Here is a 14,458-nt window from a genome sequence, read left to right as displayed (position 1 = left end):
ATGAAAAGAATAATTTTTTGGGTTTACATAACCTTAACACTGTGTGGGACGGCCAATGTAACATTTGGTCAGGACAAAAACACAGAAAACATGGAACCGTTAACGGTAGGGGATGTTTTACCCCCGTTGCCGATAATGGAGCTTATGCATTATGATGCTGAAAACTTTGACATGTTGACATTACAGGAAAGGTTAGTCATCTTTGATTTCTTTCATACGTCTTGTGTGAATTGTATCTTGTCCTTTCCTAAATTGGATAGCTTAAAAAGGCATTTTGGCAATAAATTGGATATCATAATAGTGACATCGGAAAGTAAAGATAAGATGGAGCGGTTTTATCAAAACAACGCCTTTTTAAAGAACAAACAGTTAAAAATGCCGACAATTTATGCCGATACGATATTGTCGAAGTACTTTCCACACCAAGCGGTTCCGCACAGCGCATGGATATACGGGGGAGAAGTAAAGGCAGTGACGTATGCCGATTTTATCGATGGACCAACGATCCAACGTGTTTTGGATGGAGAGAAAATTGATGTCCCGGTGAAAAACGATTTTCTTACGGGGATATCGACCGCTGTGCCGGAAGTGGATGCGCTATCATTAGGTAGTGTCAAGCTTTCGGGCTTTCGACATGATAAACCGATGTTCGACGGTATTCACACCGAACATGATGCAAACGGGATCTTTCAGAGCTATTTTTATAATGTAGAGACGTTAGGTATTTTTAAGGCGTTATCGGCCAAGATAGAAACGCCAACGTTTTTATTAACGCCGGAGCGTATTGTCTGGAATGTGGATTCCATAGGTCGGTATAGGTATGAGGAAGGTGGGAATGGGCAAAATCGGTGGTTATATGAAAACGCTATTTCATACCACCGCATGGATGGGAATGATATTCCAGAAGCGGAGAGAGTAAAGGTCATATGGCAGGATATAGAAAACTTTCTGGGTATAGATGTATACTGGGGGACACGCGAAATGGATTGCCTCGTGATCCGGGAAGTTACGCCGCAGGAATCGAGAGATTCTACAACAGGACAAACGGTAGAAGGGACAGGTGTATTGGCATTCCTATTGGACTATAGTGGGCGTTACCCGCCTGTGGTGGATGAGGTCAAAAATAAAGTCAAGATGGTTATCGGGAGTTACAACGATTTGGAAGAACTGAATAGTGCTATCCGGGCATATGGAATCGAAGTGGTCCCCGCAAGGAGAACGATCAGGGTACTTCATGTTGAAGAAAGGGCAAGAACAAAAAGGGGAGATGGTTAATCTCCCCTTGAAACATAAGAGAAAGCGCCCTTTTATGCCATACTGCGCAATTGCACGTTCGGCTGTGGTATACCTGTATGAAGAGCTTGTATCATTTCATTTTTCAGCTCCTCGGTTAGATCAGGTTGTTCACTGCCGTTGTCATCTGCGTTGACCGCACAGATTTTGCCTGAACCAAAGCACGAAGGGTTATCTTGGGGTTCGTATGATTGCGGAAGAGTCGGATCTTGCCCCGCTTTTAATTCAAACCAAGCCATTTTGACCTCCAGTTTTACTATATTTACTACTTAGATTTATTAACGGTTACAACATGTTAACAGCATGTTGGCCCACTGTGCCTCCGGACTGCCGGAGGCTTTGTGTTTTACAGCAGGTCTCTACTATCTTCCCCATACCGCCTCACGGAAACAAGGCGTGTTTACGCCACCGCCACATGACGGGGCCGGCGAACAAAAAACTTACATACGCTGTCCCATACTTTTTCTTCCGCGTGGATCGCCCAGCGATCAGGAGTGGGGACATTGTAAATAGTCTTCCCACTTTCGTAGCTTTTGTGGAGAAAGAAGTCTTTTCAGTCGTATGTCTGTCCGTGTTCTTCATGTTTAACTTTATTAATCTTGATCGCTGTTGTCACTTTGGCGCGAGAGAGGGTGCGCGTTACGTAACTACATTGATCTATAACTTATTATCTAAATAATGTAGCGAGAAGATAAGTTCCCGTTGTTGCACAGGGTCCGATATACTTTTAACTGTACCGACCTCTGCACTGGTTTTGATTTGATAACGCATCTGTGAAAGCTTCGGGTGTTCGTAAGGATTGCCTTTCTTGGCAGAGCTTTCTTCTTTTTCCAATACAATAGGTGTCTGTTCGTCGAGTGCGTTGCTGATAGCGATAGCATAGATTTGATGTGTGGGTGCACCAAGGTTTTGGGCAAAAGATTGTTGATCGGCATGGAGTATAAAACGGACCGAAAGCCAGGCTACCAAGTCCGCTTCAATTAGCGTGCGCTCATTTTGTATTGCGGTTGCCCCTTGTTGATAAAGGTCTGTTTGCCATTCCTGTACACCAGTTGAGGTGAAGGGAAATTGTTTGTTCATGGTATTGATGTTAAAGGTTATAAAATGACCTAAAAAAGGCCGTTGATTGTAGTGGTAAAATTATGTAAAGCAATATGTAAAATAGGGCGTTTTTGGGTAGAAATGGAATGAACTAAGTTCATGGGGGAACGAACTTTTACGTTCTACACGCTCGTTTTATTACGCAATCGATTGATTTTCGGTGAAAAAACCAGTATATTAGAAGCTCCTTTATAACTGACGAAGTATATACTATGAAACGGAAGAAAATCTTTAACTATTTTCGATCACCTTATTTTGATGCCAAGATGTTGCTCTTATTGTGTGTTTTAGGGGGGACATTGGCTACTTTTTTTCCTTTTAATGATTTTTCGGTATCATATATTATCAGATGGAAAGTATTTTTTCTTTGGTTACAGAACTGTCTAATGTCCACGCTATTTATTGCTATTGTATCCTTCACTTGGTATTTCCTTGATGAGCCTGATGGTGATTTGGCGAATCGACTGTGGTCTTCGTTAGGATATATCGTATTCGGTGGGATTCTGCCGCTAGTTTTGATTATCGCGGAAATTGTTGTGCTGTATGGTGCTGATCTGCTGCTGCACCATGACATGCAGTACCATATTTGGTTTTATGCAGCTTTGATATTTCTGCTAAATATGTATTACCGGTCAGTGGGTTTAAAAGAGCAGTTAAAAGACCGCATATCAGATTTGCAGAAGTTGTTAAGCGACCGTGAAAAGGATAAATCATTACTTCAGTTAAAGGACGTAGATCTTTCTAAATTAAAGACTTCTCTTTTGCAAAAAGAAAGTGAACTGGCGACATTGTATAAAGAGAATATGGTGCTAAGCCAGCAAGCAACGGAGTGGCAAAAATTATATACTATAAAAACGACGAGCTTTTTTAAAGTATTTCATAAGAGCGATATAGGCGGCTTCTTGATCGACAAGGAACTTCGTGGTACCGGAGGGAAACCTATTATCAATATGTATATGCTTTCCGGTGAGTCTTATATCGATAATAGCGACAGCCTCATAAGCCTTCAACATATATTTCCGGAATTTAAGTCGGTTACGCGTCAATTGCTGGTATCCCCAGACAGCATTACGGGGTATTCAGAAGATGGAGGTGTAGTGGCACTGCATCTAAAGTTTTTGGAAGAACCTTACATCTTACCAGGATACTCATGGCGAAGCCACAAGGACTGGATTAAAGAAATTGTGGATAATGAAAAAGCATCCTAAACCCTCTCTGGATGCCTTTGATTACCCCTGACAGACTTTCCGGACTTCTTCTTCATCTAGTCCGGTGTAGGCCGCAAATTCCTTAATGCTAACATACTGATGTTGTTCCTTGCCGTGACTGTCCTTGATCTGGGACAGGATACGGCGTGCCTGCTGGGGGCTTTTTCCTAAAAGGTTGCTAACTTCCTTGGCATAGATACACATGCGCTGATTTTTCATGAGCAAGTTCTATTAATTGGTTAAACCATAATTCTTTCCGCCAAACGATCCAACAAGGGTAGGTAATTCCTCGCCTTGCATGCCCTCTCTTGATTGCTTGGTTTTACAAAAGCTAAAATAGAAGTAAAAAAGTAAGCATGCAAGGATTAAATGTGACCATTACGCTCAGATGTGATCAAAACTGATCAAAATTGCCCAAAAAGTGTAGATCGGTTCACGAAGAATAGGTTGTGTACCTATGGTTGGTTGCCCATGAAATTACGGCAGATATACATAGCGTTTAGTAGCTTCCCAGTAGCCTCTTAGTGGATCTCCAGTACCTTTCCAGTACACCCTTAGTACCTTTTCGGTACACTAACAGTACATTCGCGGTACATTTTACCCCGCTCAAAAACTACTTTTTGATACCAAATTGATCCGATACGACCATACTGATCAGACCTTTATTTTCCGCGCTACATCTTTGTGTTGTTATCAAAAAATAAATATTATGGCAAAACAAGAAAGTTTAGTAAAGTTTAGAGGAAAGGTCGGGGATCTTTCCTTTACGAAACACCGCAGCAGAGGCTATGAAGTCCGTATGCGGGGAGGTGTAGACAAGGCGCGCATCATGAGCGATCCGAATTTTGAGCGGACACGTGAAAACATGTCGGAATTTGGGACGGCGGCGAAAACGGCCAAGTTGATCCGCATCCAGCTGAACAACTTAATGCGTGGTACGGCGGATAAGACATTCCGCAACAGGCTGACGTCGACGGTGCACCGTATTATCAAATTGGATTCGGAGAATGTACGTGGCCAGCGGATTTTCCTGCCGGAAAATTCGGTCCGTCTGAAAGGCTTCGAATTTAATGGGAGCAGCAGTCTGGAATTTATGTTCAGCGGCAGCCTGATTACGGCTTTTGACCGAGAAACGGGTGAAGTCTCCTTGGTTATTCCTGATTTTGACCCACGAAGGGAGGTGACATTGCTGCCGGAAGCGACGCATATCCGCTTTACGCTGGCCGCGGTAGAGCAGACGCTGGATACAGAGGTTGTTCCGAGACCGTTGGTGCAGCAATCGGATTATATCCAGTTGATCGATGCACATGTGGAAGAAACGATACAGGTGAGTTTGCCTGCGAGTTCCGACAAAGTGGTCTATATTATCGTGGGAATAGAGACCTTTCTCGAAAGTAACGGTGTGCATTATCCGTTGAAGAATAATCCGTATAACGCCATGACCATCGTCGATGTAGATATTCCATAATGAAAACAAAACACACTTTGGTTCTCCGACGGATTTACGGAGAGCAGGGGACCAATGGGACAATCTATTTTCAAGGTGAGAAGATCTGCCATACGATTGAGCTGCCAGATCGGAATAATACGCCGCGTTTCAGCTGTATACCGGAAGGACGCTATAAGCTAGAAAAACGGACGTATACCAAGCACGGCGAGCAGATCGGTATTCCGGCTGTCCTCGGACGCGAAGCGATCTTGATCCATGCGGCCAACAACGCCATGAAGCAATTGCGGGGCTGTATTGCACCTGTCACGACGCTCACGGGCGAAGGCACAGGTGACGAAGGCGCTAAAGCGTTGAGAAAACTTAAGGCATTGGTTTACAGTTTGTGGGATATGCAATATGAAGTGTTTCTTTTAATTCGGGAGGGGCGATGAAAAAGATCATCCGAAAAATCAGCCAGGCAGTACAGGTGGTACTGCTGGCACCGATCAAGCTTCCGGCGAAGGCCATGAGTGTGTTGAAGTACATCGCGGTAGGCTTAGGCATTATCGAGCAGGTAATGGATGACGGGAAAGATGATTCTGAACCAGAAAGAAAGGAGGGCAGCGATGAGGCTCATGAGTAATGTGCAGTTTGGTACGCTCGGTGGCACGCTCTGCTCGGTCTGGAACAGCTTCGACTGGAGTAATCTCTTGCATACGGTTTTGATAGCCGTGGTGGGCGCTGCGGTGAGCTACTTAACTAGCCGCTTGTTAGAAGGTCGACGGCGAAGGCGTAGACGCGATTGGTAATTTGTTGGTTTAATGTTGATGTGAACTCCCGAGGCTTGCGCCGCGGGAGTTTTTTATAGTAATATCAGAAGGTTGTCTTTCTATTAAGAATTGCCATATAAATTAGATTCTCCACCATCTATAGCGATGGTCTGTCCATTCACGTAACCATTTTCTTCCCCGATAAGGAAGGCGACAAGCTTCGCTACATGCTCCGGTTGTCCTAATGCACGCGTAGGATTTCGTTGCGCATATTCGCGCTCTGCATCAGCAGGGTTAGCGGGATTTACCTGCTTGAAAGCTTCAGCTACCATAGGTGTTAATATCGCTCCTGGTGCGATGGCATTGGTCAGTATACCATCTTTACCGTACTCGATGGCGGCATTTTTAGTCATACCGGATACAGCGTGCTTAGTCGCTACGTATGGTGTCTGGTTGACGACACCGCGGATACCGCCTACAGACGCTACATTTACAATTCGACCGTATTTTTGTTTTTGCATGACGGGGATAACATAGCGCATACCGTAATAAACTCCCATTAAATTAATATCCACCACTTTCTTAAATACATCGAGATCATATTCGGCGAGGGGAGCTTGGCGGCCTTCGATGCCGGCATTATTGTAAAGTCCGTCAATCCTGCCAAATTTAGATTCGGTAAGTGCAACGTAACCTTTTACATCCTCCTCGTTAGAAACATCGGCAACGTAAGTAGCAATTTCTACAGCAGGAAAATCTTTACGAATTTCATCGGTAGCTTTTTCAAGGGCTTCTTTGTTGTAATCAACTAACACCAGTTTAGCACCTCGAGCGGCAAACTCTTGGGCAGCTGCAAGACCAAGACCCATAGCTGCTCCAGTAACAATTATCACTTTATTATTCATACCTTAATATTTAAAACCAGACGACAATATTGTATTGCTGGACTTATTCCCAAATTTACTTATTTGGATGTCCGATATTGTCTATTTATGGTCAAATGTTTAATTTCTGCCTAGGTCGGTGTGGTTTTGTTGTGGGTGCAAATACGCGTACGTAAGCCTATAATTTTTATCAGTATTTATCATACAAGATGTCACTCATCATGCCGACATTTCGCGCTGGGTTTTGTTTGTAAATCTCAAAATCACCATACAGAATCGTGTATTCCTTTTTCTTTCTGTAATTATCTTCGTACTATTATTTTCTTTTAAAGAGCTTCGGCAAAGCTGGCATTTGTCCGGCTTTAACCGCTCTGATATAAGGAGCATAGCTTTCTTTATACCATACAATACCTTCCCGGAAGCGATCCGTTAATCTTGCTTCTTGGATATCATTTATTTCAAGAGCTTCCCTTATCTTACCCTCTTGTACAAGCTTGTAAATAAATAATAAGGATATGGAATAAAGATTGGCAATTAAGAGAAATTCGGATATAGGTTTGTCTGATTCAAAGATGCTAATGTAAGATAGATAAGGCTTGGAAAAGAACGGTTCGGGAAATGCGGCGTCTATTTTATGTAAATAGATGGTATCCAGGGGAACTAAATAATGGAGAAATAAAGCAAAGGATTTCAATAAGATATCCTGTTTCGATTTGAATGGAAGTACCCAAAGGCCTAAAAAATTAAGTTTCTTTTCTAGATTTTTATCGTCAATAAATTCAAATGGATTAACTTCAAAATGAGCATCGGAGACATCTTCGCTTATCGGTTTTTCTTGCCATTTCAACAATAAACCGTGTTGAACGTATTGTTTGGCTACAACCGAGCTTAATTTGATTTCTAAGATGATTTCGGTAAATATTCTATGGGTAGTAGATCCCGACGGGATATCTCGATACCATAATAATTTGTATGTTTCTAGTCTTTTCTCCTCGTATGCTGATACAAATATCCATCCTTTATTTTCCATCTCCTGTCGCGCTGAATCCTCGATGGCTTTGATCTTTTGCGGCAATTCCTTCAATGCTTTTTCCGCTTTCAGGTAAACACTATGGATTTTCTCCACGGTCTTTTTGGAATCCATGAGGAATTCAATTTTCGCTTGTTTATCCGGTTCAATATCGTAACTTAATTCGGATGATAATGTTGGAATTTCAAATTCCGTTTCTTTTTTCTTGATTTTAAGTAAGGAATGTTGAACGAAAAGTTCCCGAAGCTTTAAGAGCTCGGTGTTATAGACCCAATCCTCAAATCTTTCGGGCATGCCATCTGCGGTACCAATATCGAATTCTAAGTATGCATTTAAAAACGCGAGATAAAAATTATGCATCAAGAGCGTATGGCCATGCTTCTCGGCAAGTGCTATCATGTTCGCAATGAGAATGAAGATAGGGAGGGGCTGTGGTTCTTCCGTGGCTTCTTTCCATTGACCATCCTCTACCAACCGCTTCCAGGTTCGAGAACCGTATTCAGGAAAGATAAATCCATCTTCATGGTAAACCACAGCATGGTCATCAGCTAAACCGACCTCCGCGTAGATCCAGCCGGATGCGTCTAAATTATGGAAATAGTTGGGGTCTTTCTTAAAATCGGGATGTTGATCGAGTGGAAGTTTCTGAAGGAAGCTGATACGCTCCAAAAAAGGAGAACAACGTAATACAGTGTAGTTGGTATCGAATCTGTTTTGAAATTGATAGAGGTTATAAACAATGTTACGCTGCTCTTTTACAGGAAGATTTGACTGTTCAATTAAATGAACAGCATCTTCCACTAAATTTTCTATCGCATGATATGACATAATAATCTAATGCTATTTCCCGTCTTTACTGTCAAAAATATAAAAAATGAACGGTTTGGTCTAAATCCACTAATGTTTCTATTTCAATTGCTTAGGTTTTTTTGTGGTTTCAAAACTGCAAAATGGATATGCATCAATTATCGTTGTTTTTTTGTACCTTCGAAAGTAACTTATAAACTGCTTCAATATTTAATGATAAATTAACAAGCTAACCGTTACATTTGTCGACGTAACCGGTTCAAAGAAGATGATTAGTAGGAAAAACATATCGAGAGAGACATTGATAAAGCTTAAAAGTGGGGATACCAAAGCTTTTGTTGAGATATATGACGCCTATCATAAGGGTATTTTCCTTTTCATCCACAAATATTTGCGAGACGATATGGCGACAGAAGATATCGTGCACGAAGTTTTCATGAAAATATGGGAAATAAAGGATCGGATAGATCCTGAAAAATCGTTTATCGCCTATATGTACCGTATCGCTAGAAACGCTACCTATAAGGAATTGAAGAAGCGTTTGGAACATGCTTCGTTGGATATATTCGAAAATGAAAGGATCGAACCCTTAGCGACGGAATCGTTGGAAGAGACGTACCAAGCAAAAGAGTATGACCTGCTCCTTTATCATGCGGTAAAATCTTTACCTCCTCAACGACAGAAGGTGTTTGTATTATGCCGACAGGAAGGAAAGACTTACGAGGAAGTGGCGAATCAGTTGTGTATTTCGCCGTACACGGTGAAAGAGCACATGTCATTAGCCATGAAATCTATTCAAGATTATATGGGAAAGAAAGCTGGGCTATCTATTTCCCGTACAGCCTTTATTTGCGCTTTAGCAATTGGGATGTTATAGCGCCGATATATCAACGTTTCTATTTCGACAGCGCAACTGTTCCAACATTGCTGCCGTCATCTTTAATCATATTGATCGTTAAGCTCTTTCGGTCGGCAGCGACATGCGTCATCGTGCGGTTTCCTTCTTTTGGACTCCCTCCAATTACGATATGGTACGTATGATCCGGCTGAGGCTTGTATACGCCATAGCGATGCGTATGGCCTGAAAGCACGACGTCTACTTGATATTTGTCAAATAAGGGAGAAAAAAGCTTCCGACAATGTAGGGTACCATGCCAGTCTCCGGAATGGAAAGGAGGGATATGCATCACCACGACTTTGAATGGTGCTTGCTGATAGTCTTTCGTTTGCATAACCTGTTCCAACCACGTCGCTTGTTCCTTACGGTAGTTATCGTAGTCTACAATTCCAGCGTAAACGGGTTCGTCATCGGGTTTGTCTTCTCCGGTATCTAGCATAATCCAAAAGATAGGACCTTGTCGAAAAGCCTGGTAGTACTTCCCCTCGAGATAGTCAAAATATTGTTTTAAATTACGTGCAAACCGTCCTCTGGTTTCATGATTTCCACGGTTTAAAACAAATGGTTTTTCACTCGCAAATAATTCGGTACAGGGGTAGAGTAGATGCTCAATAACCTGTTTTTCGTCGGTTTGATAGTTGAATAAGTCACCATTTAAAACGACGAATTCATAGGGCAGTTGATGCGCAAGCCGAAACATAGTAGCGTAGGATTCTGGTCGATCATGAATGTCATTAAGGACAAGAGCGTTCACGGTATCTGCATCAGTTTTTGGTGTCCTAAAGGTGTATATTTCGCTTTTGATTTCTTCACCGTATTCGAGTTTGTAAGGCGCAAAAGAGATGATTTCCTTCGAAATAACCTGGTAGTTGTATACGGTATCGGGCTGGAGATTAGCTATACGTATGCAGGAAAGGGTATTGTTGGCTTGGACCATGCCGTCTTCCACAGCATGTGCTTTATCGGACAATTGTTCTTCACCGTACATTATCCACGTATAGGCTGGCCGTGATGTAATACTCAACAGTGATACGCCGGTTGGTGTAAGTGCCTGCAGGTAAGGAGGGATGATAAATTGATGGGGTGTGGGTGTGGCGACACTGCGTCTGGTGTTAGCGGGGATGCCCCCAAAAGCGTGTGCTGTTGCTAAGCTAGTTGTGCCGGTGGCAAGTATGGCTAGAAATTGGCGCCTATTGGAAATCTTTGACATGGTAATGTTTTTTATGGATGAAGGAAGAAATGAATTTTTAATGCAATTTAAAAGTAGAAATAACGGGAAAGTGATCCGATTCACTGTATGCGCGTGTGTCAACGGTATAAGATTGTACGGAAAGTCCCGTAATGGGCGCGTACATGATATAATCGATCACACTGCGGGGGTTATCTGTTGAAAATGTAAACTGTGAGCAGTTATTATTAAAACATCCCAAAGTAAGATGCTGTCGTAAGATACCTATAGTTTCCGAATTGGGCAAAGCATTGAAATCGGCGCCTACAATGACGGGTTTCTGATATTCCTTAAGGATAGCAACAAAATCCTTGGCCTGCTTTAAGCGGTTCGCCTCGTTGCTGAGGTGGTCAAAATGGGTACTGATGAAATAAAATTCCTTTCCCTCTTTTTCTACGGTTACCCGTGCTACCGAACGGATTTCTCCGGGGAGCTCGGCTGTTACACCGAGGTTATAGGCTTTGGTCTCTTTAATGGGGAGTTTGGACAATACGGCGTCACCATATTCACCACCGTGACGGGGTTCTGCGAGCGCAAAGAAATGCGACATGCCTGTGAGGTCAGCCAGTTCTTTGGCTACGTCACCGACTGGCTGTCCGTTGCGGGTCGTGAATCGATCCACTTCTTGTAAAGCAACTAAGTCAGGGTTGTGCCTCTTGATCACCTCCGCTATTTCTTGGAGTTGAGGGGTGTGTAAACCACCTTGTCTGGCACCCCAGATATTATACGTCATGGTTTTTACCACAACAGCATCGTCAGCAGGCGTGGTATCATCGGGCGCGTCTGCACTTTTACCGCAGGAGGTCAAGAAGAGGATGCAAGTAAGGAAACGGATTAATTTCATTATCGGGTTATGTTTTATAGGGTTTTGTTTGTTATTATTGACTGCCGTTAGGCAAAATCCGAACGACAGTCAATATCAATCGGTTCTAAAAAGCTTCAATCTCCGCGATCGCACTGGTATCCCCATTATTACTGTGGCTGTTGATCACTGTAATTCTGAAATACCTGCCTTTGGTGGCTTGCTCAAAGTATATCGTGAACTCGGGTGTTGGTGTCGGCTCCAGTGCAGTTGAATAGATACCTGCCGATTCCCAAACAGAACCACCCTCGCTGACTTCGACGTTCACCAATCGTGGAAAAAGATAGAAGTTGTGGTTCATATTATCTGGATTAGTTCCCAATCGGCCAAATAATTGTACGCCGTGCAGCGTTTGGCTAACGCCCATATCTATGCTGATATGATGCGGGTGGACCGGACGTTGATTGTTTGCATCCCGCCGCCATTTCGTTAGCCAGTGTGTGCTGTTATCGCCATCGATTGCCTTCCAGGCCGGTCCTTCATCATTGACGTCTTCTTCCGAAGAGAAGCTGTGTATTTGCCAATCGTTTTTGGCATATGGTATATAAGGGTTTGTAACATAGCCTCCGCTTATAACGTAATAGGTCGTCCGCCTAGACTCTTCGATAGGTACGTTTCCGGTAGCTGATTTGATTGAAATCGGAACGAGGACAGGGCGAGTACCACCGAAATACAAGGGATTTACCTCCAAGTATATGGAATTACTCCCTGTTTTCCCGACGGGGATCGTGACGGTGTTTTGAGATATCCGATAGCTGTCTTCAGGGGCTGTTTGATAGTTGGTGCCGTTTTGGGCATTGAATGTCTCTACTAAGTCTGGCGCCACCTCGAAGGTGATTTCCAGATCTTGCGTAAGTTGATTAAAACCACCGTAGCCGGCACCGAAAGGAATCTGGTGCCATTCGTCGGTAATATCGTAGGTTTTTTCAATTGACGTTTCGCTTGCAGATGACATGAAAACACGGGAATACTGCGCGCTGTCTTCTATGTTGAGCGATTGGGGTTCACAAGAGAATAAAAGTGAACCCATTCCAATGATAACTATATTTCTTATTGTTTTTGTCATAACATAATTATTTGTTGATTACCAACCGGGATTTTGTACACAATTGGGATTACGCTCTACCTCGCGTTGTGGTATCGGAAACAAGTAGAATGCTCTTCTGAAAACCCTGTTTTCAAAGGCTGTCCGTTGGAAAAAATTCGGATCGCTATTCGAGGTTCCACCATCTACGTTCATGCCGTAAAAAGGTCCTGCATCGGTCTGTTCTGCAATTTTCCATCTTCGGGTATCAAAATAACGTAGGTGCTCCATGGTGAGTTCGATCCTTCGTTCTCTGCGGATTTCCTGACGCATTTCAGTCTGTCCGGGATCACTCGCCAATGCTGGAATACCACCTCTTTCTCTAATCTGGTTGAGGTATTTCAATATGTCGGGATTGCCGGCATCATATTCATTCAATGCTTCTACATAATTGAGGAGAATTTCGGCGTAACGCATCATGACATAGGACCGTTGTGCACAAGTTTGACGTGGATCGTAGGTCGGGGACACATTTTTGCGGAAAAGATATCCGGTCTCCGAGTAATCATGCGACCCTCCCTTTCCCGATTCACCGGTCAAATACAATTGTATTTCCCGTGCACCAAGGCCAGATGTCGTATTGATCCAGTCACTACCACTGTACGTAACGGTGGCGTAAAAGCGTGGTTCGCGATTGATATACATATGGTGTGTGTTCACACTGCGCGTGGCTCCGGGTGCGCGGAATGCGCTAAATCCGGTTTCGCTGTAGCCAGATGCGGTATTGATGATCGGCTCGCCATTACTGTTGTACCCCGTAATCGGAATAGCACCATTAGCCATGCGGTAGGTGTCTACCAATTGTTGGGTTGGCCCCATACTGGCGTACCCACTTGCTAACCGAGGGGTACATGATCGTTGATAGCTGCACAAACCGTTGGAATTTCGAGCCATGATCCATTCGATATTCCAGGAATCCAGAAATACATCACGGTAAGACTGAAAGGCATTGATCTCTCCATTTTGGATTACTTTGTATAGCCCTAATTGGCCAGATGATTCTGCATAATCGATCACTTCTTTGGCTGCTGCAGCGGCTCTTTGCCATTTGGATATATCGTTTGTCGTGTTCATGAGCGGGGTGCCATCCGGATTCGCAAATCCGGCATAGTCGCTGTTACCATTGAATAGCGGGCTCGCGGCATAAAGCAAGAGCCGGCTTTTGACGGCTTTGCACAAAATCTGACTGGCCCGGCCAAAATCAGCCACCATATCCTGCTGGTTGATATAATGAACGGGAAGGTCTTGTGCGGCAAGATCCAGTTCGCTGGCTACGTAATCTACGCAAACGTCAAAGGGGGACCGCGGTATTTGCATGGCTGGATCGTCCGTCGGTAGATCAGGCGCAATTTCTTCATCGCCCAGTAGAATCACAGGTCCGTACTGTTTTAATAATTCAGCATAGAAAAATGCGCGTAGAAATCGGGCTTCGGCTTTACGCTGACGGATGAGTGCTTCTCCTTCTCTTTCTAACAGTATTTGTTCGTTGCCGTCAATATTATTGATAAAGGTGGTCGCCGATCGAATACCTTTATAGTAATGTTCCCAAAAATTCCAGTAATTTGAAGCGGCATTCCAATTTCCGAGATTGACGCGGAATGGCGTGTTGCGTTGTGACACATCGGCATCATCGGAGATAACGTCCCACGGCGTGCTATTGGTGCGGTGTGCTTCGTCCCGGATTTGGTTGTAGACTCCCGCCAGCCACTCCTCGGAGAGGTCTCGTCTGTTAAAAATCTCCTCGATCGTGAGGATATCGTCTGGAACTTGGTCAAAAAAATCCTTATTACAGGCGCTGGTAGCTAAGGCCGTAACGACCAAGAGTAACTTTGTGAAGGTATTTAATATTTTTTTCATTCTCTTT

16 protein-coding genes are annotated in these 14,458 nt (G+C 43.5%); 6 read left to right on the top strand and 10 right to left on the bottom strand.

Going from position 1 to position 14,458, the window contains the following annotated elements; genetic code table 11:
- Complete coding sequence (locus EWE74_RS05130; protein WP_130140421.1) at positions 1 to 1,275, top strand: TlpA family protein disulfide reductase; 1,275 nt, start codon at positions 1 to 3, stop codon at positions 1,273 to 1,275.
- A gap of 32 nt (positions 1,276 to 1,307) precedes the next feature.
- Here the strand turns inward: EWE74_RS05130 and EWE74_RS05125 are convergent, their stop codons facing one another.
- The 3 genes from EWE74_RS05125 to EWE74_RS05115 all read right to left on the bottom strand — a co-directional run bounded on the left by EWE74_RS05125 (position 1,308) and on the right by EWE74_RS05115 (position 2,373).
- Complete coding sequence (locus tag EWE74_RS05125) at positions 1,308 to 1,532, bottom strand: hypothetical protein (protein ID WP_130140420.1); 225 nt, start codon at positions 1,530 to 1,532, stop codon at positions 1,308 to 1,310.
- Positions 1,533 to 1,674: 142 nt separating this feature from the next.
- Positions 1,675 to 1,875, bottom strand: a complete 201-nt coding sequence (locus EWE74_RS05120) for a hypothetical protein (protein WP_130140419.1) — start codon at positions 1,873 to 1,875, stop codon at positions 1,675 to 1,677.
- 75 nt (positions 1,876 to 1,950) lie between these two features.
- Positions 1,951 to 2,373 carry a hypothetical protein gene (locus EWE74_RS05115; RefSeq protein ID WP_130140418.1) on the bottom strand — a complete coding sequence of 141 codons (423 nt, stop codon included), beginning with the start codon at positions 2,371 to 2,373 and terminating at the stop codon, positions 1,951 to 1,953.
- 233 nt (positions 2,374 to 2,606) lie between these two features.
- Between EWE74_RS05115 and EWE74_RS05110 the strand changes: the two genes are divergently transcribed.
- Positions 2,607 to 3,602: a hypothetical protein gene (locus EWE74_RS05110; protein WP_130140417.1), complete on the top strand. Its 996-nt coding sequence runs from the start codon at positions 2,607 to 2,609 to the stop codon at positions 3,600 to 3,602.
- Positions 3,603 to 3,623: 21 nt separating this feature from the next.
- Here the strand turns inward: EWE74_RS05110 and EWE74_RS05105 are convergent, their stop codons facing one another.
- Entirely contained in the window at positions 3,624 to 3,806 is a 183-nt protein-coding gene (locus EWE74_RS05105) for a hypothetical protein (protein ID WP_206365139.1), read from the bottom strand.
- Between the two features lie 505 nt (positions 3,807 to 4,311).
- Between EWE74_RS05105 and EWE74_RS05100 the strand changes: the two genes are divergently transcribed.
- Genes EWE74_RS05100 through EWE74_RS05090 form a run of 3 tightly spaced genes read left to right on the top strand, consistent with a single transcriptional unit; the run spans position 4,312 to position 5,674 of the window.
- The gene (locus EWE74_RS05100) at positions 4,312 to 5,070 is read left to right on the top strand and encodes a hypothetical protein (RefSeq protein ID WP_130140415.1); all 759 of its coding nucleotides are present in this window, start codon (positions 4,312 to 4,314) and stop codon (positions 5,068 to 5,070) included.
- The gene (locus EWE74_RS05095; RefSeq protein WP_130140414.1) at positions 5,070 to 5,483 is read left to right on the top strand and encodes a DUF5675 family protein; all 414 of its coding nucleotides are present in this window, start codon (positions 5,070 to 5,072) and stop codon (positions 5,481 to 5,483) included. The genes EWE74_RS05100 and EWE74_RS05095 overlap by 1 nt, the downstream gene beginning before the upstream one ends.
- Positions 5,480 to 5,674 carry a hypothetical protein gene (locus EWE74_RS05090; RefSeq protein WP_130140413.1) on the top strand — a complete coding sequence of 65 codons (195 nt, stop codon included), beginning with the start codon at positions 5,480 to 5,482 and terminating at the stop codon, positions 5,672 to 5,674. Before EWE74_RS05095 ends, EWE74_RS05090 begins: the two co-directional genes overlap by 4 nt.
- A gap of 249 nt (positions 5,675 to 5,923) precedes the next feature.
- Here the strand turns inward: EWE74_RS05090 and EWE74_RS05085 are convergent, their stop codons facing one another.
- A complete protein-coding gene (locus EWE74_RS05085; protein WP_130140412.1) occupies positions 5,924 to 6,706 on the bottom strand; it encodes an SDR family oxidoreductase in 783 nt (260 codons plus the stop codon).
- Positions 6,707 to 7,001: 295 nt separating this feature from the next.
- Positions 7,002 to 8,543, bottom strand: a complete 1,542-nt coding sequence (locus EWE74_RS05080) for a hypothetical protein (protein ID WP_130140411.1) — start codon at positions 8,541 to 8,543, stop codon at positions 7,002 to 7,004.
- A 247-nt stretch (positions 8,544 to 8,790) separates the two neighbouring features.
- Here EWE74_RS05080 and EWE74_RS05075 point away from each other — a divergent pair, with 247 nt between their 5' ends.
- Complete coding sequence (locus tag EWE74_RS05075) at positions 8,791 to 9,399, top strand: RNA polymerase sigma factor (protein WP_130140410.1); 609 nt, start codon at positions 8,791 to 8,793, stop codon at positions 9,397 to 9,399.
- A 19-nt stretch (positions 9,400 to 9,418) separates the two neighbouring features.
- Here the strand turns inward: EWE74_RS05075 and EWE74_RS05070 are convergent, their stop codons facing one another.
- From EWE74_RS05070 to EWE74_RS05055, 4 genes are all read right to left on the bottom strand, one after another.
- Positions 9,419 to 10,630 carry a metallophosphoesterase family protein gene (locus EWE74_RS05070; RefSeq protein ID WP_130140409.1) on the bottom strand — a complete coding sequence of 404 codons (1,212 nt, stop codon included), beginning with the start codon at positions 10,628 to 10,630 and terminating at the stop codon, positions 9,419 to 9,421.
- 37 nt (positions 10,631 to 10,667) lie between these two features.
- Positions 10,668 to 11,492: an endonuclease/exonuclease/phosphatase family protein gene (locus EWE74_RS05065; RefSeq protein ID WP_130140408.1), complete on the bottom strand. Its 825-nt coding sequence runs from the start codon at positions 11,490 to 11,492 to the stop codon at positions 10,668 to 10,670.
- Positions 11,493 to 11,577: 85 nt separating this feature from the next.
- The gene (locus tag EWE74_RS05060; RefSeq protein WP_130140407.1) at positions 11,578 to 12,576 is read right to left on the bottom strand and encodes a BT_3987 domain-containing protein; all 999 of its coding nucleotides are present in this window, start codon (positions 12,574 to 12,576) and stop codon (positions 11,578 to 11,580) included.
- Between the two features lie 18 nt (positions 12,577 to 12,594).
- On the bottom strand, positions 12,595 to 14,451 hold the full coding sequence (locus EWE74_RS05055; protein ID WP_130140406.1) for a RagB/SusD family nutrient uptake outer membrane protein: 1,857 nt from the start codon (positions 14,449 to 14,451) through the stop codon (positions 12,595 to 12,597).
- Positions 14,452 to 14,458 lie beyond the last annotated feature (7 nt).

The sequence above is a fragment of the Sphingobacterium corticibacterium genome, assembly GCF_004208525.1.
Taxonomy (GTDB): Bacteria; Bacteroidota; Bacteroidia; order Sphingobacteriales; family Sphingobacteriaceae; genus Sphingobacterium; species Sphingobacterium corticibacterium.
This window is presented reverse-complemented; position numbering and strand designations above follow the sequence as displayed.

Excerpts from the sequence above, each read along its gene's own strand:
- EWE74_RS05115 (WP_130140418.1), bottom strand. The coding sequence starts at position 2,373 with ATGAACAAACAATTTCCCTTCACCTCAACTGGTGTACAGGAATGGCAA.
- EWE74_RS05110 (WP_130140417.1), top strand. The coding sequence starts at position 2,607 with ATGAAACGGAAGAAAATCTTTAACTATTTTCGATCACCTTATTTTGAT.
- EWE74_RS05060 (WP_130140407.1), bottom strand. The coding sequence starts at position 12,576 with ATGACAAAAACAATAAGAAATATAGTTATCATTGGAATGGGTTCACTT.
- EWE74_RS05080 (WP_130140411.1), bottom strand. The coding sequence starts at position 8,543 with ATGTCATATCATGCGATAGAAAATTTAGTGGAAGATGCTGTTCATTTA.
- EWE74_RS05125 (WP_130140420.1), bottom strand. The coding sequence starts at position 1,532 with ATGGCTTGGTTTGAATTAAAAGCGGGGCAAGATCCGACTCTTCCGCAA.
- EWE74_RS05065 (WP_130140408.1), bottom strand. The coding sequence starts at position 11,492 with ATGAAATTAATCCGTTTCCTTACTTGCATCCTCTTCTTGACCTCCTGC.
- EWE74_RS05075 (WP_130140410.1), top strand. The coding sequence starts at position 8,791 with ATGATTAGTAGGAAAAACATATCGAGAGAGACATTGATAAAGCTTAAA.
- EWE74_RS05055 (WP_130140406.1), bottom strand. The coding sequence starts at position 14,451 with ATGAAAAAAATATTAAATACCTTCACAAAGTTACTCTTGGTCGTTACG.
- EWE74_RS05095 (WP_130140414.1), top strand. The coding sequence starts at position 5,070 with ATGAAAACAAAACACACTTTGGTTCTCCGACGGATTTACGGAGAGCAG.
- EWE74_RS05090 (WP_130140413.1), top strand. The coding sequence starts at position 5,480 with ATGAAAAAGATCATCCGAAAAATCAGCCAGGCAGTACAGGTGGTACTG.
- EWE74_RS05070 (WP_130140409.1), bottom strand. The coding sequence starts at position 10,630 with ATGTCAAAGATTTCCAATAGGCGCCAATTTCTAGCCATACTTGCCACC.
- EWE74_RS05105 (WP_206365139.1), bottom strand. The coding sequence starts at position 3,806 with ATGTGTATCTATGCCAAGGAAGTTAGCAACCTTTTAGGAAAAAGCCCC.
- EWE74_RS05120 (WP_130140419.1), bottom strand. The coding sequence starts at position 1,875 with ATGAAGAACACGGACAGACATACGACTGAAAAGACTTCTTTCTCCACA.
- EWE74_RS05100 (WP_130140415.1), top strand. The coding sequence starts at position 4,312 with ATGGCAAAACAAGAAAGTTTAGTAAAGTTTAGAGGAAAGGTCGGGGAT.
- EWE74_RS05085 (WP_130140412.1), bottom strand. The coding sequence starts at position 6,706 with ATGAATAATAAAGTGATAATTGTTACTGGAGCAGCTATGGGTCTTGGT.
- EWE74_RS05130 (WP_130140421.1), top strand. The coding sequence starts at position 1 with ATGAAAAGAATAATTTTTTGGGTTTACATAACCTTAACACTGTGTGGG.